The organism is Pseudomonas sp. DF11 (assembly GCF_058148565.1).
This window is the reverse complement of the sequence record NZ_JBYVYN010000018.1, coordinates 26827-47029: the sequence shown is the minus strand read 5'-3', so window position 1 is coordinate 47029 and position 20203 is coordinate 26827. Positions and strand designations below refer to the sequence as shown.

The window sequence follows — 20203 nt, the reverse complement described above, 5'->3', positions numbered from 1 at the left end:
CATGCAGACCAAACACCCGGACAAACCGTTGATGGACTACGAGGCGTTCTTCCGCGAACGCCAGGAGGCCCGTTACGGTGGCAAGGGTGGGCCCAAGTGCTGTTGAAGCACCGCTTGGGTTGAGATAACTCCTTGTGGGAGCGGGCTTGCTCGCGAAGGCGTAGTGTCAGCTAGCAGATCATGTGGCTGACCCACCGCGATCGCGAGCAAGCCCGCTCCCACAGTTGTTTTGGGGTGGCCTCAACATTTGCATACAGCACAGATCCCTTGTGGGAGCGAGCTTGCTCGCGAAGGCGTCAGGTCAGTAGCATCAATACCGACTGACCCACCGCTATCGCGAGCAAGCTCGCTCCCACATTGGCTTGTGCTTTTCTTTAATTTCGAAACAGGAGAACCATGTTGTCCTCTCCCATCCCGGTCACCATCCTCAGCGGCTTCCTCGGCGCCGGCAAGACCACGCTGTTGCGCTATCTGCTCAAGGCCGAGCACGGCCTTAAAATCGCCGTGATCGAGAATGAATTCAGCGATGCCGGCATCGATACCCAACTGCTGGGCGACGAGCCGGTGCAAGTCATGACCCTGGCCAATGGTTGCGTGTGCTGCACCATCCACACCGACCTGACCAAGGCCCTGTACCTGCTGCTTGAACGACTGGACAGCGGCGAAATCGCCTTCGACCGCCTGGTGATCGAATGCACCGGCCTGGCTGATCCGGCACCGGTGGCGCAGACGTTCTTCATCGACGAGGACCTGCGCGAGCGCTATATCCTCGACGGGATCCTGACCCTGGTGGACGCCGCGCACGCCGAGATCCACCTGACCCAGGCCATCGCCCAGGCCCAGGTCGGTTTTGCCGACCGCCTGCTCTTGAGCAAGACCGACCTGGTGGATGCGGCCCGGGTCGAAGCCCTTGGCGAGCGTCTGACGCGGATCAACCGGCGCGCGCCGATCAGGGTGGTCGAACACGGCAGGATCGATCTGGCTGAGCTGCTCGACATCCGTGGTTTCAATCTCAATGCCGACCTGGGCGCGGGGTTCAGCCTGCGCCCAGTCAGCAAGGCGACCCCGGGCGACCGCATCAGTAGTCTGGTGCTGCGTACCGACAAGCCGCTGGATATCGACAAGCTCAGCGAGTTCATGAACCAGTTGCTGGAAGAACATGGCAAGCAATTGCTGCGCTACAAAGGCGTGCTGAACATCGCCGGTGAGTCCCGGCGGCTGGTGTTCCAGGGCGTGCTCAAGTTGTACGGTTTCGATTGGGACACCGAATGGGCGCCAGGCGAGGCCCGGGAAAGCGTGATGGTGTTCATCGCCGACGAACTGCCCGAAGAGAAGATCCGCGCCGGCTTCGAAGCCGCGCTACTTTGACGATCCCGTGCCTGCGGCCTGCAGCAGTTTTTGCTCCAGATGGTCCAGGTGTTCATCCATTAGTCGCAGCGCTTCGTTGACGTTGCGGCTTTCCACGGCATCGACGATTTCCAGGTGTTCCTGCCAGGCGCAGTGCCGACGGGATTTGACCTCGTGCCGCGCCAGGGCCAGCGAGGTCAATGGCACCAGGCCACCGAGGAATTGTGCCAATGGCGCGTTGCCAGCCATCGTCGCCAAGTACAGGTGAAACTCCCCGGACAAGCGTATCGCCGGGCCGCGCTCGCCGCGATCCAGGCAGCGCTGTTCCTGTTCCACCAGATCCCGCAGGTGCCGTAGATCCTGCGGTTGCGGTGCCTTGCAGGCCAGACGCACCAGGGTCTGCTCAGCCAGGCGGCGGGCATGGAGGATCTGCCGGGTCTGCTCCAGGTCTGGCGCGGCGACTTGTGGCCGGTGGTTCGGGCGCAGGATCACCACTTGCTGGTGAGACAGGCGCGCCAGGACGCGGCGAATGATGCTGCGGCTGACACCAAACACATCCCCCAGGCTTTCCTCGGTGAAACGGCTGGCCGGGGCAATGCGTTGTTCGAGGATGGCATCGAAAATCCGCGGGTAGATATCGTCCACCGACGGTTTGCCGATCCGGCCGGGCAGGGGCAGGGCGGCAAGCATATTGCGATTATGTTGATGGGAAACGAGAGAGTTCATGGCGGTCTCCGCAGGCAATGGTTCAGGCGCCTAGGTTGTCGTCCGGAATATTCAATTCGATGCCCATGCGCTGGCCTTCCCGGAGTATGTGCCGACGCATTTCAGCGCTGGCCTGGGCGCTGTTCTTGCCACGGATGGCACGGACCACGGCTTCGTTCTCTTCCAGGCGTTCGGCCAGGTGCTCGGGCGAATTGCGCAGCACATCGGCGCTTTGCTTGAGCGCGTTGCTGGTCTGCTGGACCACGCTTTGGAAGATCGGGTTGGACGTCAGGGCAAACAGCTCTTCATGAAACGCAATGTAGGCGTTGGCGCAGGCGTCACTGTCGCCGGCTTCCAGGGCTTCGCGCATGTCCATGAGGGTCAGGCGCAACTGGCCGACTTCCTTGCTGCTGATGGACTGGGCCACAAGACCGACGATGAAGGGCTCCAGGGTGTAGCGCAGTTGCAGCACATCTTCCAGGCTCGCACCGGCCATGGCACTGCTTTCACCGGCCGTATCGCTGAACGTGGCCTCCAGCACCACGACGCCCTTGCCGGGCATCGAGCGCACCAGTCCCAGGGTCTCCAGCACAATCACCGCTTCACGCAGGCTTGGCCGGCTGATGCCTAGTTGTTCGGCCAGCTCGCGTTGGCCGGGCAGCATCTCGCCCGAGCGCCATTGGCCTCGGGCCAGGGCGGCGCGGAGTTTCTCCACCACGGAATTGACGACGGTTGATGAACTGATCACATGCCACTCCTTGAAAATCACTCAGGCGGTGCCGGTTCGCGGGCCGGCACCGCCGTCTTTCAGAATTGCTGATGATGGGCAGTGCCCACCGGTTTTCTCGATTGGAAGGTATAACCCTGTTGGCCGGACAGTACTTTGCGCGCCCGAGGGACATCGATGTCTTTTTCCCAGCGGGCAATCGCCACGGTGGCCACGCAGTTGCCAATCAGGTTGGTCAGGGCGCGACCAATGCCCATGAACCAGTCCACGGCCAATACCAGCACCAGGCCGACCACCGGAATTGCCGGGATCGCGGTCAGCGTGGCCGCCAGGATCACCAGCGCCGAGCCCGGAATCCCGTGGGCACCCTTGGAGGTGATCAGCGAGACCAGCAGGATGGTCAACAGATCGCTCAGGGCCAGGGGCGTACCGGTCGCGTTGGCGATGAAGACAATCGCCAGGGTCAGGTAGATCGAAAAACCATCCAGGTTGAACGAGTAGCCGGTGGGAATGACCAGGCCCACGGTGGAGCTGCCGATCCCCAGGTGTTCGAGCTTGCGCATGATCTGTGGCAACACGGCATCGGACGAAGCGGTGCCGAGGACGATGAGCAGCTCTTCGCGCAGGTATTTGAGAAACGGCAGCATCGGCAGGCCCGACGCACGCATGACCAGGCCCAGGATCACCGCGACAAAAGCGATGCAGGTCAGGTAGAACAGCCCGACGAGGCTGCCCAGGTGTTGCAGCGAGTCCAGGCCGTATTTGCTGGTGGTGAAGGCAATGGCGCCGAACACGCCGATAGGGGCCAGGCGCACGATCATGCCCATGATGCGGAAGATCACGTGGCTGAGTTCGTTGATCAACCGCGAAATGCCGGAAGCCGCGTCGCCCACCAGATTCAGCGCACTGCCGAACAGTACCGAGAACAGCAACACCTGCAGAATGTTGTTGTCGGCGAATGCGCCGATCACCGAGGTTGGAATCAGGTTCATCAGGAACTGAGTGGTGGTGACCATGTGCTGGCCACGCTGAGCGATATCACCCATGTCCGTGCTGGAAAACTGCTCCAGATGAATGTTCGCCCCGCTGCCGATGCCAGTGCTGAAGGCGAGCACCAGGCCGAGGACCAGGGCGATGGTGGTGAGTACTTCGAAATAAATGACCGATTTGAGGCCAATGCGTCCGACTTTCTTCAGGTCGCCGGCACCGGAGATGCCGCTGACCACCACGCAGAACACGATCAGGCCGATGAGCATCTTGATCAGCTTGATAAAGCCATCGCCGAGGGGTTTGAGCTGTGCGGAGTATTCGGGAAGGGTAAGCCCGCAGACGATGCCGAGCACCAGTCCGAGGACAACTTGAAGGAAGATCGACCGCGAGCACCATTTGAGCATGGGAGGGATTCCTGGTTCGGTGTCCTTGTCCGCCGGCGCGAGGGCTGTTGGCGTCAGGACTTCATTATTGTGGTCTTACCGGTTTGTCCAGTGCAGGCGCAGTCTAGGCGGTGTTTTTCAGGGTTTGCAAGCTGGTTTGTAGGTTTTGGCATGACCGGTCTTACCAGTTGTGACGAAACCCTTGTGCTTGAGCCTTCTCTTCCAATAAAAAAATTTTCAGCCAATCAGCCTGAGACAGCCCCTGTGGCGAGGGGATAAACCTCTCGCCACGGGGGCTGCCTGTTTTTAGGTCTTTAGCTGGTCTATACGCTTTCACGCAGACTCAAGATAAAAGTTATCTTTGATTTTTCCTCGGTTTCGGCAAGATAAATATAAGGCGATCCGCGCATTCTTAGTCCTCCGACATATTTATTGGTCGCGGTCATGAGCGAGATGGGAGTGTGCTGGGTATTGATGTTAGTGCGGGTGATAATGTTTTGCTGATGATCGATAAGAATGAAGCGCGTCGGATTAACTGTATTGGAATTTTCTGCGCCAAGTACTTCAAGCCAGCTCTTGCTGATCAGTTTGTTATAGTGCTCGCCGGGGTTCTTCAGGGTCAGGATGTAACCATGAGGCGTAGGCCGGAAATGCAGCATTAATTGAGTGCAGTCCACGCCCTGGGCTTCGCTGCGCATGCCGAGCAAATGCGAGTGGTCATGGGTTTGCGGTTTGCCGGTAAAGAATCCACCGCTGAATGAACTGACGGTCGCCATCGCGGGTTTGCCATGCAGCGCTTCAAGTAGATTTACGTGTGCGTCAAACATGCTAAGTGTTGCATGAAAAGATTTTTCACTGTCCATGTGATAATTGAATCCTGTATTGAGTTTTGAGGTGGGACGAGCTGGATAATATTGGTTTATTGATTGTCGGTGGTGTTGTCTGTATTGCAGGAAGTTAAGTGCGTGGCGAGTGCTATATATTGTTGTGGGTAACTTGGTTAATGGATCTTGTCTTGTTCAAGACTAATAAAAAAGGCCCGCATCTTTCGATGCGGGCCTTTTTGCTGCGGTCTGACGGGCTGAATTAAGCGCCGTATACCGGCAGTTTCCTGCAGATAGCCTTGACCTTCTCACGCACGGCATCGATGACCGCTTCGTTGTTCAGGTCTGCCAGGATGTCGCAGATCCAGCCGGCCAGTTCCTTGCACTCGGCTTCCTTGAAGCCGCGAGTGGTCACGGCCGGGGTGCCGAAACGCAGGCCCGAGGTGACGAACGGGGAGCGTGGGTCGTTTGGCACCGAGTTCTTGTTCACGGTGATGAACGCCTTGCCCAGCGCCGCGTCGGCGTCTTTGCCGGAGATCTCTTGCTTGATCAGGGACAGCAGGAACAGGTGGTTCTCGGTACCGCCGGAGACCACGTCGAAGCCGCGCTCGATGAACACGCCGGCCATGGCCTTGGCGTTTTTCACCACTTGCTGCTGGTAAGCCTTGAACTCAGGTTGCAGGGCTTCCTTGAAGCAGATCGCCTTGGCAGCGATCACGTGCTCCAGCGGGCCACCTTGGGCGCCTGGGAACACGGCGGAGTTCAGCTTCTTCTCGATGTCGGCGTTGGCGCGAGCCAGGATCAGGCCGCCACGTGGACCGCGCAGGGTCTTGTGGGTAGTGGTGGTGACCACGTCGGCGAATGGCACCGGGTTCGGGTAGACGCCAGCGGCGACCAAGCCGGCCACGTGGGCCATGTCGACGAACAGGTAGGCTCCGACCTTGTCAGCGATCTCGCGGAAGCGCGGGAAGTCGAGAACCTGGGAGTAGGCGGAGAAACCGGCCACGATCATTTTCGGCTTGTGTTCCAGGGCCAGGCGCTCGACTTCGTCGTAGTCGATCAGGCCGTTGCCGTCGATGCCGTACTGGATGGCGTTGTACAGCTTGCCGGAGGAGGAAACGCTGGCGCCGTGGGTCAGGTGACCGCCGTGGGCCAGGCTCATGCCCAGGATGGTGTCACCGGCCGACAGCAGCGCCAGGTATACGGCGGCGTTGGCTTGGGAGCCTGCGTGGGGCTGGACGTTGGCGTAATCGGCGCCGAACAGTTGCTTGGCGCGGTCGATGGCCAGTTGCTCGACCACGTCGACATACTCGCAACCACCGTAGTAGCGCTTGCCCGGATAGCCTTCGGCGTACTTGTTGGTCAGTACCGAGCCTTGAGCTTCCATCACCGCGGGGCTGGTGTAGTTTTCCGAAGCGATCAGCTCAATGTGCTCTTCCTGGCGCTGAGCTTCTTGCTCCATGGCGGCAAAGAGATCGGCGTCGTACTTGGCAATAGTCAAATCACGGCTGAACATGGCGGTCCTCAAGGATCGGGGGCAGAAAAGGGGGGCATTCTAACCCAACCGGTTTTGGAAGGCATATGAAAGGACATCATGTCGCGGACGAATGGGTTTCACGCAGCGCTCAGCGTCGCCCGGATTGGCCCTTTCGCGAGCAGGCCCGCTCCCACAGGGTTATGTGTACGCAGGTCCAAATGTGGGAGCGAGCCTGCTCGCGATGAGGCCAGTCCAGGCAGCGGGGATTTCAGTCGAGCATGAACAACGCATCATTGCTGAACTGCGCTTCGAACCGGTTGGCTGGCATCGGTCGACCGAACAGGTAGCCCTGGACTTCGTCACAGCCGTGTTCGCGCAAAAAGTCCAGTTGCTCGTGGGTCTCGACCCCTTCGGCGATTACCGCCAGGTTGAGGCTGTGGGCCATGGCGATGATCGCCCGGGCAATCTGCGCATCCTGCTCGCCGGACGGCAGGCCGTCGACGAACGTGCGGTCGATCTTCAGCACATCGATGGGGAATTGCTTGAGGTAGTTGAGCGATGAATAGCCGGTGCCGAAGTCATCCACGGCGATGCTCAGTCCCAGGTTTTTCAAGCCGGCCAGAATCTGCATCGCCTCGCTGACTTCGCGCATCAGGATACTTTCGGTCAGTTCCAGCTCCAGGCAGGCCGGCGGCAAGCCGGTGCTGCGCAGGATATTGGCGATGCGCGTGCCCAACTGGCCGTCGGAGAACTGCCGGGCGGAAATGTTGACCGAGACCTTGGGTACCCGGACCTTGGCCTGGTGCCACGTCCTGAGCTGCCGACAGGCTTCGGTGATGACCCAGTCGCCGACGTCCACCACCAGCCCGAGTTCCTCGAGTACCGGGATGAAGTCTCCCGGCGGCACCAGGCCGCGACGTGGATGGCGCCAGCGCAGCAGCGCTTCGGCGCCGGTCAAACGTTTGCCATCGCCGCTGAACTGCGGTTGGTAGTACAACACGAACTCGTTCTGTTCCAGGGCGTGGCGCAAATCGCTTTCCAGTTCCAGGCGCTCCAGGGCGCTGGCGTTCATGTCGGCCTGATAGAACTGGAAGTTGTTCTTGCCGCGTTCCTTGGCGTGGTACATGGCCGTGTCGGCGTTTTTCATCAACTGGCTCAGTTCACTGCCATCCTGGGGACTCAGGGCGATGCCGATACTGGCGGTGACGAAGAACTCCCGGCCTTCGAGCACGAATGGCCGGACCAGGCTGGCGAGGATCTGCTCGGCCACGGTAATGGCCCGGTTCAACGCCATTTCGCGACTGGCGCGCGGCTGCAGCAACAGGGTGAATTCGTCGCCGCCCATGCGCGCCACGGTGTCGTCGTCGGCGACACAGCCGAGCAGGCGCGTGGCCATTTCCTTGAGCATCCGATCGCCGGCGGCGTGGCCCAGGGAGTCGTTGATGGGCTTGAAACGGTCCAGGTCGAGGAACATCAGCACCACCCAGGTCTTCTGCCGCTCGGCCGATTGCAGCGCGGTGTGCAGGCGATCCTGGAACAGCGTGCGGTTGGGCAGGTGAGTCAGGGCGTCGTAATAGGCCAGGCGATGAATACGTTGTTCGCTGGCCTTGCGTTCGCTGATGTCGCTGAAAAAACACACATAGCTGGCCAGGTCGCCTTCGTCATCCAGTACGGCGGTGATGCCGACCCAGGCCGGATAGTGTTCGCCATTGCGGCGCTTGAGCCAGACTTCGCCTTCCCAGGTGCTGTGCTGTTGCAATTGCTTGAGCACGTAGCGCAGGTGCGCTTCCTGCTGCTCGTCCACGGTCAGCATGTTGGGCAACTGGTCCAGCACTTGCGACACGGCATAACCGCTGACGCGACTGAACGCCTCGTTGGCCTGGACAATGTAGCCGGCCGGGTCGGTGATCAGGATTGCCGAAGTCGAATGCTCGAATACCGTGGCGGCCATGCGCAGGTCTTTTTCGGCACGACGCTGTTGGCTGATGTCGCGGCCGACGCCAAGCACGCCTTCGAACGCGCCGCTTTCATCCCACACCAGCACCAGCCGCAGCTCGATGGGGATCTTGCGCCCGTCGGCACGCAGGCAGTCGAACAGGAATAGCTGGGTCTGCATCTGGTTGCGCAGCTCGGCCAGTTGTTCGGGCTTGTCGAGGGCCTTGCTGACCCGGTCCATCAGGCTGTAGATGCCGGTCAGTTGTTGCGGATTGGCGATGATTGATTGCCAGCCGTTCTGGAAAATCCAGTCGGCGGTATAGCCCAGCACCGCTTGCACCGACGGGCTGACATAGTTGAGCGAAAGCTTGTTGTCGGTGGAGAAAATCACGTCGCTGATGCTTTCGGCGAGCATCCGGTAGCGCTGCTCGCTGTCGCGCAGCGATTCGCTGGCCTCGATCTGCTCGGTGACGTCCTTGGCCACGCCGATGATGCGTGTCACCTGGTCGTGCCGGTCCCGGGCCAGGGCCTGTTCACGGATGTCGAAGCAGCGCCATCTGCCATTGCGATGACGAAAGCGCAGTTGGCATTGCAGCAGTTGCGTATACCCGCCACGGCGCTGTTCCTGGCGCAGGTTGTGGTAGTGATCGGCGTCTTCGCTGTGCAGCAGGATTTCCCAGAAGTACTCGCCCATCTGGTGCAGTTCGGTACGGTCGTATCCGAGGGTCTGGCCCAGGTGATGGTTGCTGAAGATCATCCGCTGGCTGATGACGTCCTGCACATAGAGATGATCCGGCACGGTGCGCACCACGTCGGACCAGAAACCCTCGCGTTCGAGCAGCGAGAGTTCGATCAGCTTGCGGCTGGTGATGTCGCTGATGCTCAGGATGACCGCGTTGTAGTCGTGCTGTTTTTCCGGCAGGCGCAACACCAGCCATAGGTGCTGGTCGCGGCCATGGGCGTCCTGGAGCTTGATTTCCAGTTCCAGTTGCTTGTGTTGGTCGAGCAGTGCTTCGAGCAGCTTCGAACCAACGGGGTTGTGTTCCTGCGCACCCTTGCCGACCAGCAGTTGCCAGGCCTGGTCGCAGGAGTCGACGTTGAGCAGTTTCAACGCCATCTGGTTGACTTCGGTGACGTGAACTTCCTGGCGCAATTGTTCGAGTTGATGAGAGGTTTTCATCCAGGCGCGCAGTTGATCGCCATTGTGCAGGCCGGCCCGCTCAAAAAAGGCCTTGAGCCCCGACAGGTCGAGCACGCACAGGGCCACGCCGGTGCCTTCGAAAATGTCCTGGTAGCGCCGCCGACCTTCATGCAACTGTCGCTGCCGCCGGCGCATGTTCAACAGCGCGATCACTGGCAACAACGAAAACGCCAGGCCCAGCAGGCACTTGCCGATGAAGGCCGGCAGCAGTTGCTCGAGCACCTGGCGACGGTCGAACAGCCCCCGCAGCTGCCAGTCGCTGCTGCTCAGGGGTACTGTCAGTACGGTGTTCTCCAGGTCATCCGGCGACAGATGGGTCGGGCTGCTCGAGGGCAGGCTTTCGTCGCGGCTGATGATCTGCTGGTTGAGACGGTTTTCCACCAGCCACAGCGGGCGCAGCCCCACATCGGCCTGCTTGGTCAGGGTCGAGAAAAAGCTCGGCGTCAGGCGCAGGGCCCAGTAGCCACGGCTGCTACCGCTGGCCTGGTGCAGCAATAGATGCACCACGGAGCCGTCTTCGGCATTGCTGAAATAATGTGCCTGGGCCCGGCTACGTCGCACCAGCTCAGCCAGGTAATCGGCGTCGTGACTGTCGGCGTCGCTGTCACTGAGCACTCGGCCGGAGGGGCTCAGCAGTGCCAGGCTGCGCAATTCCGGAAGCGATTGCTGGAGCTTGCGAACCAGGGCCCGCTGTTCGTCGGCTGTTTGTGGCTGTTCGACGATCGGTAGCAGGTTGAGGGCGATTTGCGCGTTCAGGGCCATGTTCAGGCTGACCTGCGCGGCGAGATCGGCGGTGTAGTCGATGGTGTATTGGCGTTGCTGTTGCTGGGTTTCGCGCAGTTGATCGAGCAATTGCCAGAACAGCAACCCGAGCAATAGCAGCACGAGGGTGGCCAGCGCGCCCTTCAATGTCCCGCGCAGGGGCGAGCCGGGCACGACAGCGGGTGCGCGAGGGGACAGGGGCGGCGTGACGTTGGACAAGCTGTAATCCTGCGGTTTGCTGGACTGGCGCGACGTGCACTATAAGCCGGACGCCCGAAGGGCGGCTAGCATGCCTTGACTTGTGGCAAAGTGCCAGCCCCTGGCGGCTGGACCTTGACCGACGGTTGAGGTAGCTTTGCCGGTCAAACAAGAGCGTTCCAGCTCCAGATTCCCAGGCTCTATCCGCCCGCAGGCATTGATGACCGTCAAGTGCCGGCGCCGCGCATGGCCTGGCTCGTTCTTTTCACCTGTCACTGACGCTAGGTTCACCATGGCTCAATACGTCTTCACCATGCATCGGCTGAGCAAAGTTGTTCCGCCGAAGCGGGAAATCCTGAAAAACATTTCGCTGTCCTTCTTCCCTGGCGCCAAGATCGGCGTATTGGGCCTCAACGGTTCGGGTAAATCCACGCTGCTGAAAATCATGGCCGGCGTCGATAACGAATTCGACGGCGAAGCCCGCCCGATGCCGGACCTGAATATCGGCTACCTGCCGCAGGAACCTCAGTTGGACCCGAGCAAGACCGTTCGCGAAGTGGTCGAGGAAGCGGTCAGCGTGATCAAGGACGCCCAGGCGCGCCTCGACGAGGTCTATGCCGCCTACGCCGACCCGGATGCCGACTTCGACAAGCTGGCCGCCGAACAGGCCAAGCTCGAAGCGATCCTGCAGGCCAGCGACGGCCACAACCTGGACCGTCAGTTGGAAGTCGCCGCCGATGCGCTACGCCTGCCGGCCTGGGATGCGAAGGTCGAGCACTTGTCCGGCGGTGAGAAGCGCCGCGTGGCCCTGTGCCGCCTGCTGCTGTCGGCCCCGGACATGCTGCTGCTCGACGAACCGACCAACCACCTGGACGCCGATTCCGTCGCCTGGCTCGAACACTTCCTGCACGACTTCCCGGGCACCGTGGTCGCGATCACGCACGACCGTTACTTCCTGGACAACGTCGCCGGCTGGATCCTGGAGCTCGACCGCGGTGCAGGCATTCCGTACGAGGGCAACTATTCGGGCTGGCTGGAAGCCAAGTCCGATCGTCTGGCCCAGGAATCCAAGCAGCAGTCGGCCCATGAAAAAGCCATGAAGGAAGAACTGGAGTGGGTGCGCAAAGGCGCCAAGGCCCGCCAGTCCAAATCCAAGGCGCGCCTGCAACGCTTCGAGGAAATGCAATCCCAGGAATTCCAGAAGCGCAGCGAAACCAACGAGATCTACATCCCGGCCGGTCCGCGCCTGGGTGACAAGGTCATCGAGTTCAAGAACGTCACCAAGGGCTATGGCGATCGCGTGTTGATCGACAACCTGTCGTTCTCCATGCCCAAAGGCGCCATCGTCGGTGTGATCGGTGGTAACGGTGCGGGTAAATCCACGCTGTTCCGCATGTTGATGGGCAAGGAAACCCCGGATTCGGGCACCATCGAAATCGGTGAAACCGTGCAACTGGCCTGCGTCGACCAGAGCCGTGAAGACCTGGACGGCAGCAAGACCGTGTTCCAGCAGATCTCCGACGGTTCCGACCAGATCCGCATCGGCAACTATGAAATTCCGTCGCGCACTTATGTGGGCCGCTTCAACTTCAAGGGCGGCGACCAGCAGAAGTTCGTCAAGGACCTGTCCGGTGGTGAGCGCGGTCGCTTGCACCTGGCGCTGACCTTGAAGGAGGGCGGTAACGTCCTGCTGCTCGACGAACCGTCCAACGACCTCGACGTCGAAACCCTGCGTTCCCTGGAAGAAGCCCTGCTGGACTTCCCGGGCGCCGCCATTGTGATCTCCCACGATCGGTGGTTCCTCGACCGTGTGGCGACCCACATCCTGGCGTACGAAGACGACTCGCAGGCGGTGTTCTTCGAAGGCAACTACACCGAGTACGAAGCCGATCGCAAGAAACGCCTCGGCGAAGCGGCTGCCCAGCCGCACCGCGTACGGCACAAGAAGCTGGCCTGATTCGGTCAGTTGCATAAAAAAACGGAGCCTTCGAAAGGCTCCGTTTTTTTATGGCCGCCACAAATTCCCTGTGGGAGCGGGCTTGCTCGCGAAGGCGTCGGATCAGCAAGCATTGTGGTTGACTGACCCAGCGCTTTCGCGAGCAAGCCCGCTCCCACAAGGTATGTGGCTGTTTTTATCCCGCGGATTGCTTCGCGAAATCGAGCGAAAGAATATTTGGAAGGGTCGGATCCATCTGGTACAGCAAGGCATAGCCTGCACCGGTTATTCCAGTCAACAGACTGACATCGGGCACCCGATCGCTGTCGAGATAGGGCCCTTCGAAAAACTGCCGGGAGACATCCTCAAGTGCTTTTCTGACTCTGCTGATGCCCTCGGGATTATCCGAGTGCCGATACAAGTCATACAGGCAGAGCAAATTGCCAAAATCGCCATGACAAAGGTTGTAGCCATCGCCAAACCCGTGTTGCCAGAGATTGTTCTCGCACCGCTGTATATCGTCGAGCACCGTCTGCCGGGTCGCTTCGTCCAGGGCGTCCCCCATCGATTCCATGAGCTGACGCCTGGCGATGAGGATACCGCCATCGCCGTGACACCACTTGGACGTATGGTCCACCGGCCCGAGGTCGCGCAGGTCCAGCCAGAAACCATCCCGACTCAAGCGGTTTTCGCCCTCGAGCACCTGGACGGCCAAGGGCACCAGGGTCACGTCGCCGGTCACCTCATAGGCTTTGCACAATGCGTGGATGACACCCGAGAGGCCGTGGGACAGGCCCGTCAAAATGACGGAGCGATCATCGCGTCGCAGAAGCTGGCCGTCTTCAATCAGGATCTGGCTCTTTATGTAGTCGATCATGCGTCGGATCGCCGGCAGCACATCCTCTTGCGCAGACAGCGCATGGATATTGGCCAGCAGCGTCACTGCACCACAACAACCTCCCAGGAAGTCGAAATCATAATCTTCAGGAGGCACTTCAATCAGTTGGGTCAGCAGGCCCGCGATTTTCTCATCATGCCTGGCGTCCCCAGTGACCTGGCGACGATTGATGAGCAGATAGAGGTAAGCCCCCAGCCCGTGATACGCACTGATCGTCAAATCGGTTTTGAAAAAGCCGAAGTGTTGTTCCAGTGAGTCCAGGACCTGATCCGTGCGCGCCAGAAAGTACGGTTTGCCGCTCACCTTGAACAGGCTCAGATAAAACAGGCCAATTCCGGCGATACCGGAGTACAGCCCGTGATCCATAGGCGAGGGGTATTTTCTCTGGGTCGTGGGGTGCATGTGGAAAGACAGCCAGCTTACATCCTCTGCTGCGCCCACTACCGCGAGCTCCTCGAGGCGGGAGCTGATGCTCAGGATTGCGTCGAGGGGCTTCTTTACAAGGTTCGCCGGGGGCTGCTTGATACGCGATGGAAGATGTCCGTTAGGTTCTGGGAACAAACAGATTTCGAGCAAGGTGCGTTGCAAGGCCCAGTCTTTGCGGGACAGGTTGGCTATTTTCTGCAGGCAGCTTTCTAGCGGGGGCTCCACGGCTGCCATCGGTATTGTTTCACCCTGTGCGCTCGTAAAATAGTTGGCGTTCAGCGGCATGGTAAAGCACGGAATGCTGGACCTTTGCAGGTCGGCTATTTCATAACGGGGAATGCCCTTTTCCCGATAGGGTTCTTTCAAATCTTTCCACAAGGTCGCGAGCAGGAGTTCTCTGTCGAGCATGTTCTGCATGAAGCGTGGGTGGCGGATCAGCCCGATGAAATCAGCGTATCGCTGAGAGTTTTTCAGCAACACCCGGGTCGACAGTTCGCCTGCGGCTTGTTCAAGCCTTTGCATGATCGCGTGCCGATGAACCATGAGCCTGCCATAGGCATATTCAAAGCCTTGGAGAAGCTCCGCTTTATAAGCTTCGGGCCCCTTGCGCTCACCCTGCAAAAGCGGCAGGTGTTTTTGCATCAGGTGGTGTTCGAATTCAACTTTACGCAGATGGTAAAAGCCACTGTCGAAAACCAGGGAATGGCGGGTCGAGATGAATAGCGCTTGCCGGGTCAGACCGCTTTGGTCGTTTTTGGACTGTTGTGAAAAGGGTACGAAGCCGCTGGAACATATCGACCGCTGGACCAATTTAAAGCTATTGGACAGTGCGCAGCCAGCGGGCAGCTCAGTGAGCAGGTCGCTGGTGGAAGCCGTGAACAAACACTCCAGGTCAATCATGACCGGACTGTTGCCGCACGCGATAATGTTTTCGTAGTGAAAGTCGATTCCATTCAACGCATGAATGACGGCTATTTGTGCCCCCATTTTTTCATAGAACAGTCCAACGTCCGCTTCGCTGTCACAGGGCAGGTTGTCGATTTTCTCTACCCAGCTATGTCGCTCGCGGCTGAGGATTCTTGGGGTGTGGATGGAAAAACAATCCGCGCCTGTCCACTCATGTAATTGCCCAAGAAGACGATAGAAAAAAATCGCCTCCCGGTTTGCTCTTGGCTTGTAGACCAGTGAAGTCGTGCTGATTTTGACTTGGCAGACCGTTTCGCCGCGACCATGGGGGTCACCCAGGCCAAGCTCGATAGCCTCGATTTTCCGGGACGGGATCGAGAATTCCCGCTCCAGCGCTTCTGCATCGTCGGCGAAGTTGTGAATGACTGCATAAAGGTAATGGAGGGTGTCTTCCAGCAGATCGAACAGCAGTGTCGCCAGCACCGGATAGGATTCGAAGAATTTCAGCAGCGACAACGTGCGCAGATGCTCATTGAATCCGTTCAAGTCAATGTCATCACCGTTCGCAATCCGTGTATTCAAATAATGAACCAGGCTCTGCTCTGCAGTGCGTCCAACCCGGGCCAGGACATAGCGTTCAAGGCTTGCAAACAAAGCGGGTTCATCAATGTGCGTTGACGCATTCAAATAGCGCTCATCGGCCTTGAAGGTGTCGACGAAATAAAGAAAAAAACGATAGCTGAACCAATAAAAATTATCCGTGCCGCCTGAGCTTTCTTTTGTTTCGACATGAATGCTGTCGAGGCGAGCAAGCTTATCCTTAAGGGTGTTCAGGGCGGTTTCGCCATCGGCGGGCAAGCACTGCTGGTTGATAGGTTCCTTGACATAAGAGACCAGCTGTTCCCTGTTCAACCCAAAGTGATTCAGCAAGGTTTGGTCGTCAGTGTGCAGACGGGTCAGGTTGTTTTCAAAAAGGGCGATGTCGTCGTCGGAAGAACCTCTGTACTTCCCTCGCTGATCCAAACTCAAAGCATTAACAAGCATGCCGTAGCTCCTGGCATGGATAGAGCAGGCGATGCCTGCTCTATGTTTATAGGTGTTGCCTGTTTCGACGATTAGTTAACCGGGGTTAACAGCCGAGTGTCGAACATTCAATGACGGTGCAGCCGCCAAATGTGTAACATTCCATCGTGGTTACCAGCATTCCACCGATGTTGTTGGCAGGCGCTTGGTAAGCGTCGAATTCGAGATGGAAGTCGCCGGACATGTTCAGGATTTTTTCGCTCATGGTATTTCCTCATCAATTATTAAACATCACGTACAGCAACCTGCGGTCAATCGGAGCCAATCACTGCGCCCGAACTGTAGGATGTGAAATGAAGTGTTTTTATGAATGGGATTAGGGATGTTCAAAGTCGTATTGCATGGATGACTTTGAAAGGGTGGGATTTAGCACAAAAGAGCGGTGCACCCTATGGTGCCGCACTCGACAATGGTCCGCGCTGCTGACTCAGTGCCAAGGCTGTTAACTTGTTGGTAGGACTTGAAGTCACCGTCGAAGTCACCTGACATTGTCAGTATTTGTTCGCTCATTATGTTTCTCCTCTTTTGTTGTTGTGCACCTGTTGGGTGCGGGAAAAACAGTAACATGCTCCTGATTTAACACCAACTTGTCGTTATGACCTTATGTTGCGGTTACATGTTGCTACAGGCATCTAATGTGCTGTTGTCATACTCTAGTGCTAGAGCATTTAAAGCGCTTTATCCGGTCCTGTTGGTGATGGGAATAGTTTGCAATCTTTTATCGATGCACTTAATAACAGTCGCTTAATCAAGCTCTATCGCAATGATCTCAATGGCGAGATTCCCCACCGGTCGTTCCCAGATCACCTCATCCCCGACCTTCGCTCCCAGCAACGCGCGCCCCAGCGGCGAGCCCCAGTTGATCAGTCCACTGGCCGCATCGGCCTGGTCTTCACCGACCAGTTGCACGCGCTGTTCGTGATCATGCTCGTCGACGAAGGTCACCCAATGCCCAATCCGCACCTGATCCATTGACGTCGGTACAACGACCTGTGCACTTTGCAAACGCTGGTTGAAGTAGCGCAGGTCGCGTTCAATGTCGGCGATGCGTTGTTTGTCTGCCTGATCGCCTTTGGCCGCGTGCTGGCCATGCAGCGCTTGTAACTGGGCGACGCGGGCCTGTAACTGGGCAAGTCCCGAAGGGGTCACATAGTTGGGCTGTGCGCTGACCTGGCGTTCGACCGGCTGGTCGGCCTGGGCTGCGGCGTTGTCTTCGTTGACGAAAGCGCGACTCATGGTGTTCTCCTCTATTGGAGTTTGGGCCATGGTCGCAGGGTTTTGGTTTCGATGAATGTCTGTACGCGACTCACTGCGAGCGATAAGCCCGGGCAGCGTCCTGGTCTTTCTGTTGCTGCCAGGCTCGTTCATGTTCGTCCCAATGGCGTTCGCGATAGGCATTGCGCTCTTCGCTCTCGCGCATGGCCTGGCACTGGCGGAAACCATCGCTCCAGCCTTCGGCGTAGCGCGGGTCCTTGAGGTAGCGCGGTACGTCTTTCCTGAACTGGCCGGTGATCACCCCCGCCGCTTGCCGGCCACTGCTGCAACCGTCGTCGTAGCCGTCGGCGAACGCCGGTGGATAACCTCGGGCGATCAGGTCTTCGTGGGTGGTTTCACAGCCACCGAGCAACATCAACATACCCAGGACCACTGCCACACGCTTCATTCCGCTTTTCCGCCGATTCCCGCTCATACAAGAAGTCTAGGAGTGAATTCGTCAGAAAGGCGTGAAAGGCCGGTGATTAATCTGTTCGTTGCACGCGCCATTGTCAGTAGTGGTACCACTTCACCTCAAGCATCACCTCGTTCTCCGGCGAGGCCAACTGGCTGAATTCCCGCTGGGCACTCAGGCGCAGGCCGAGGTTGCGGGACAATTCCCACTGTTGATTCAGGCTCAGGCTACGGCGCACTTCGCCGTTGACGAAATAATCGCCCTTGGCTTCCAGGCTCAGGTTGCCCAGCGGGTTTTTCCACAGCACACCGCTGTTGAAGCCGGCGGCCGGGGCGATGAATTGGGCGAAGTCATTGTTGTGCTCGATTCGCACCGTGCCCAGGGCAAAGCCCAGCACATCTTCACCCAGTGCCCAGGTGCCGCCCGCGCCGCCGTTGACGTGGCTCACCAAGGTTTCATCGTCGTGTTTGCCCGGCACCCGCTCCAGGCCGCCGGTGACCTGCCAGGACAGTGGTTGCAGCAGCTCGTTGCGCGGGGTCAGCGAGCGAATGGTTGCCAGGTCGAGTTGCTGCACCTGCCAATCGTTGCCTTCGTATTGGCGCAGTTTCAATTGCAGGATCTCGATCTGCGCGCCCAAGGGGAAACTCTCGGCGTTGTCATTGAGGTCGTGGTAGGCCATGCGCAAGCCATATTCGCCGAACGCCCGGTCGCCCCGCGTGCCGAGGCCGGCCTGCCAGGTGCGTGATTCATGACCGTCCTCGGGCAGGCCCGGTTGCGGGATCTCGAGTTCTGGCGCGGGGTTCTGGTTGATCGCCCGCAACAGTTCGAAGCTGCGCTGGGCGCGTTGCGGATCGCGTTCCTGGCCGTTGGCGCGATAGCGTTCCAGGCGATAGGCCGCATCGATGATCAGCGCCTGGCGCGCTCGTGGCAGAGCCTTGAAGCCGGGGGCTTGCAGTTGTTGCTGGTCGGCGCTGACTTTCAGCACCCATTGTTGCTCGTCATCGCTGAGCGGTTCGGCGCGGCTGAGCAGTTCCCGTTCCCGGGACGGTCGATACTGGATGCTTTCCACCAACCCGGCTTCTTTCACCGCCTTGACGGTATCGGTGGGAATCGCTGTCAGCGGAAATTGTTCGGTCAGGCGCAGGCTGGGGCGGGCCACTTGCAGCAGTTCGAGCAGGCGATAGGAGCAGTTTTCGTCGAAGAAAAAATAGTCGAACTGGATCTGCTTGAGTTCCCAGACGTGCTCGACCATGCGCTCGGTTTCCGCCTGGCTCAGGTTCAGGCGGTATTCCCACAGGTCGCGGTTCTCCAGGCTACGGTACTCGGAGAGTTTTTCCTGGTACGGCACCAGCGCGAACAGGCCAGGATACCCCCCCATCAGGCCTTTCCAGGCGTAAAGGATGCTGTTGTCCGAACCTTCGATGTAGGCGCCGAAATTGATCGCATAGCTGAGCAGGGCGGTCTTGTCGCTTTGCACGTCGGCCTGATCGATGCGCAGCAGGGTATGGCCGAACATCGAGGACGGGCTGTTCAGGTACGCGGCGGGAAAGATCATCACCGCGCTGTGGGGCGATACATCCTTGAACCACTGGTTGAATTCGCTGCAATCGACGGTCGGCAGGTCGGTCAGGTTGAGCTGCGCCTTGAGCCAGCGCGTTCGCGCCGGGTACACGCACTGGGCATGCTGCTGGCCGGCGCTGGCCGGGCCATAGAGGGCTCGCAGCGTGGCGGTCAGTTCTCGGTCAGGATGTTCGTTGCCGTCGGGGGCGAGGAAGAATTTTTTGTCGCTGATATAGCTGCGCCAGCCACCCAGTTTGGCGGTTTCGTAGTGGCCCAGGGAAATCCAGAAGCGGTCATTGGCCAGTTGCTGCAAACGTTGAGGATCGACATGAGGCGCGGCGGACAGCGGGGCGCACACACAGAGCGCCAGCCAGGCAAGGCGTTTGAGCATAGTCGGCTACTTGGAAAGTCGAAAAAAAAGACCGAAGGGGCCCCAAAAAGAAAACCCGCTCCCCGAGAGGAGCGAGTGCTGTCGAGCTTAAGCTTGAGTGGCGTACTTGGCCAGGCGAGGATCGTTTTTCAACACGGCCAGGGTATTGGTATGCACATCTTCGGCGGTCACGTCAGCCTTGCTGAAGATCTGCTGGAAGTGCTCGTGGGTGACGGCGGAGAAGTGCGCGCGGTCTTCCGGGGCTACGCCCAGTACCACGGCATAGGTGGTCAGCGCTTCGCCCTGACCCTTGGCCATGTCCTCGGACAGCTCGTTCATCATGCCATTCATGGCCAGCCAGGACTTGCCACCGTAGGTCAGTGCCGCGTTGGTCGAGCAACCGTTGGTGCCGGATGTCATGCCGAAGGTAGCGTTACCGGAAGTGCCGTTGGTGGTGGATGCCAGGAAGTGAGCCGGGGTGCCACGCTGACCTTCGAACAGCATGTTGCCCCAGCCGCAATCCGGGCCGCCCGGCGCCTGAGCCATGGCGTTGATGGATACAGCGGTGAAGAGAGTACCGAGAAGAATCCGTTTCATAGCTATGTTCTCTTTATGTGCATACCGATGGACAGGGTCTGGCACCTCGTTCCTGTAGGGCTAGGCGCCAGTGGGCCGGTTATTGTTCCAGCCGCGCAATTTGGAGTTTAGGCACGATCCGAGGGTTCCGTGACATTTTGCAAAAACATTACGGGGGATCGCTTCTCTACGGGCCCGCCCGAGGTTTTCCCGTTGACTATGCTTTGGTC

General features: G+C 59.0%; 15 protein-coding genes. 3 read left to right on the top strand and 12 right to left on the bottom strand.

The features are described 5' to 3' along the window. Positions 1 to 106: CstA-like transporter-associated (seleno)protein (locus AC30D9_RS29285; protein WP_490143715.1), on the top strand; the 106-nt coding region annotated here is incomplete at its 5' end. Positions 107 to 396: 290 nt separating this feature from the next. After that, a complete protein-coding gene (gene yjiA / locus AC30D9_RS29280; protein WP_490145362.1) occupies positions 397 to 1368 on the top strand; it encodes a GTPase in 972 nt (323 codons plus the stop codon). On the opposite strand, the gene AC30D9_RS29275 is transcribed toward yjiA, so the two are convergent. The 6 genes from AC30D9_RS29275 to AC30D9_RS29250 form a co-directional block, all read right to left on the bottom strand. After that, a complete protein-coding gene (locus tag AC30D9_RS29275) occupies positions 1360 to 2073 on the bottom strand; it encodes a GntR family transcriptional regulator (protein WP_490145361.1) in 714 nt (237 codons plus the stop codon). The two genes, yjiA and AC30D9_RS29275, sit on opposite strands and share 9 nt — an antisense overlap. A gap of 22 nt (positions 2074 to 2095) precedes the next feature. Further along, on the bottom strand, positions 2096 to 2800 hold the full coding sequence (locus AC30D9_RS29270; RefSeq protein WP_490145360.1) for a FadR/GntR family transcriptional regulator: 705 nt from the start codon (positions 2798 to 2800) through the stop codon (positions 2096 to 2098). Between the two features lie 59 nt (positions 2801 to 2859). Next, positions 2860 to 4173 carry a C4-dicarboxylate transporter DctA gene (locus AC30D9_RS29265; protein ID WP_134925895.1) on the bottom strand — a complete coding sequence of 438 codons (1314 nt, stop codon included), beginning with the start codon at positions 4171 to 4173 and terminating at the stop codon, positions 2860 to 2862. A 302-nt stretch (positions 4174 to 4475) separates the two neighbouring features. Further along, a complete protein-coding gene (locus AC30D9_RS29260) occupies positions 4476 to 5015 on the bottom strand; it encodes a hypothetical protein (RefSeq protein WP_490145359.1) in 540 nt (179 codons plus the stop codon). 223 nt (positions 5016 to 5238) lie between these two features. Then, complete coding sequence (gene glyA, locus AC30D9_RS29255) at positions 5239 to 6492, bottom strand: serine hydroxymethyltransferase (RefSeq protein WP_490145358.1); 1254 nt, start codon at positions 6490 to 6492, stop codon at positions 5239 to 5241. 229 nt (positions 6493 to 6721) lie between these two features. Continuing rightward, a complete protein-coding gene (locus tag AC30D9_RS29250) occupies positions 6722 to 10570 on the bottom strand; it encodes a sensor domain-containing protein (protein ID WP_307576357.1) in 3849 nt (1282 codons plus the stop codon). A gap of 271 nt (positions 10571 to 10841) precedes the next feature. Between AC30D9_RS29250 and ettA the strand changes: the two genes are divergently transcribed. Further along, the gene (ettA, locus tag AC30D9_RS29245) at positions 10842 to 12506 is read left to right on the top strand and encodes an energy-dependent translational throttle protein EttA (RefSeq protein WP_134925892.1); all 1665 of its coding nucleotides are present in this window, start codon (positions 10842 to 10844) and stop codon (positions 12504 to 12506) included. A gap of 175 nt (positions 12507 to 12681) precedes the next feature. Here the strand turns inward: ettA and lanM are convergent, their stop codons facing one another. From lanM to AC30D9_RS29215, 6 genes are all read right to left on the bottom strand, one after another. Beyond that, positions 12682 to 15759 (bottom strand): type 2 lanthipeptide synthetase LanM, encoded by a 3078-nt coding sequence (gene lanM / locus AC30D9_RS29240; RefSeq protein WP_490145357.1) that lies wholly within the window; start codon positions 15757 to 15759, stop codon positions 12682 to 12684. A gap of 85 nt (positions 15760 to 15844) precedes the next feature. Continuing rightward, positions 15845 to 16003, bottom strand: coding sequence for a hypothetical protein (locus AC30D9_RS29235; RefSeq protein WP_167659358.1), 159 nt, complete (start codon positions 16001 to 16003; stop codon positions 15845 to 15847). 539 nt (positions 16004 to 16542) lie between these two features. Then, positions 16543 to 17034, bottom strand: coding sequence for a GreA/GreB family elongation factor (locus tag AC30D9_RS29230; RefSeq protein WP_109756394.1), 492 nt, complete (start codon positions 17032 to 17034; stop codon positions 16543 to 16545). Positions 17035 to 17104: 70 nt separating this feature from the next. Then, a complete protein-coding gene (locus tag AC30D9_RS29225; RefSeq protein ID WP_490145356.1) occupies positions 17105 to 17461 on the bottom strand; it encodes a hypothetical protein in 357 nt (118 codons plus the stop codon). Between the two features lie 103 nt (positions 17462 to 17564). Then, entirely contained in the window at positions 17565 to 19418 is a 1854-nt protein-coding gene (locus AC30D9_RS29220) for an Lnb N-terminal periplasmic domain-containing protein (RefSeq protein WP_490145355.1), read from the bottom strand. 87 nt (positions 19419 to 19505) lie between these two features. Next, positions 19506 to 19994: a DUF3015 domain-containing protein gene (locus tag AC30D9_RS29215; protein WP_030140293.1), complete on the bottom strand. Its 489-nt coding sequence runs from the start codon at positions 19992 to 19994 to the stop codon at positions 19506 to 19508. Between the last annotated feature and the right edge of the window lie 209 nt (positions 19995 to 20203).

Bases quoted from the DNA above. Each gene is read 5' to 3' on its own strand.
- yjiA (WP_490145362.1), top strand. From the start codon at position 397: ATGTTGTCCTCTCCCATCCCGGTCACCATCCTCAGCGGCTTCCTCGGC.
- AC30D9_RS29275 (WP_490145361.1), bottom strand. From the start codon at position 2,073: ATGAACTCTCTCGTTTCCCATCAACATAATCGCAATATGCTTGCCGCC.
- AC30D9_RS29265 (WP_134925895.1), bottom strand. From the start codon at position 4,173: ATGCTCAAATGGTGCTCGCGGTCGATCTTCCTTCAAGTTGTCCTCGGA.
- AC30D9_RS29260 (WP_490145359.1), bottom strand. From the start codon at position 5,015: ATGGACAGTGAAAAATCTTTTCATGCAACACTTAGCATGTTTGACGCA.
- glyA (WP_490145358.1), bottom strand. From the start codon at position 6,492: ATGTTCAGCCGTGATTTGACTATTGCCAAGTACGACGCCGATCTCTTT.
- ettA (WP_134925892.1), top strand. From the start codon at position 10,842: ATGGCTCAATACGTCTTCACCATGCATCGGCTGAGCAAAGTTGTTCCG.
- lanM (WP_490145357.1), bottom strand. From the start codon at position 15,759: ATGCTTGTTAATGCTTTGAGTTTGGATCAGCGAGGGAAGTACAGAGGT.
- AC30D9_RS29235 (WP_167659358.1), bottom strand. From the start codon at position 16,003: ATGAGCGAAAAAATCCTGAACATGTCCGGCGACTTCCATCTCGAATTC.
- AC30D9_RS29230 (WP_109756394.1), bottom strand. From the start codon at position 17,034: ATGAGTCGCGCTTTCGTCAACGAAGACAACGCCGCAGCCCAGGCCGAC.
- AC30D9_RS29225 (WP_490145356.1), bottom strand. From the start codon at position 17,461: ATGAAGCGTGTGGCAGTGGTCCTGGGTATGTTGATGTTGCTCGGTGGC.
- AC30D9_RS29220 (WP_490145355.1), bottom strand. From the start codon at position 19,418: ATGCTCAAACGCCTTGCCTGGCTGGCGCTCTGTGTGTGCGCCCCGCTG.
- AC30D9_RS29215 (WP_030140293.1), bottom strand. From the start codon at position 19,994: ATGAAACGGATTCTTCTCGGTACTCTCTTCACCGCTGTATCCATCAAC.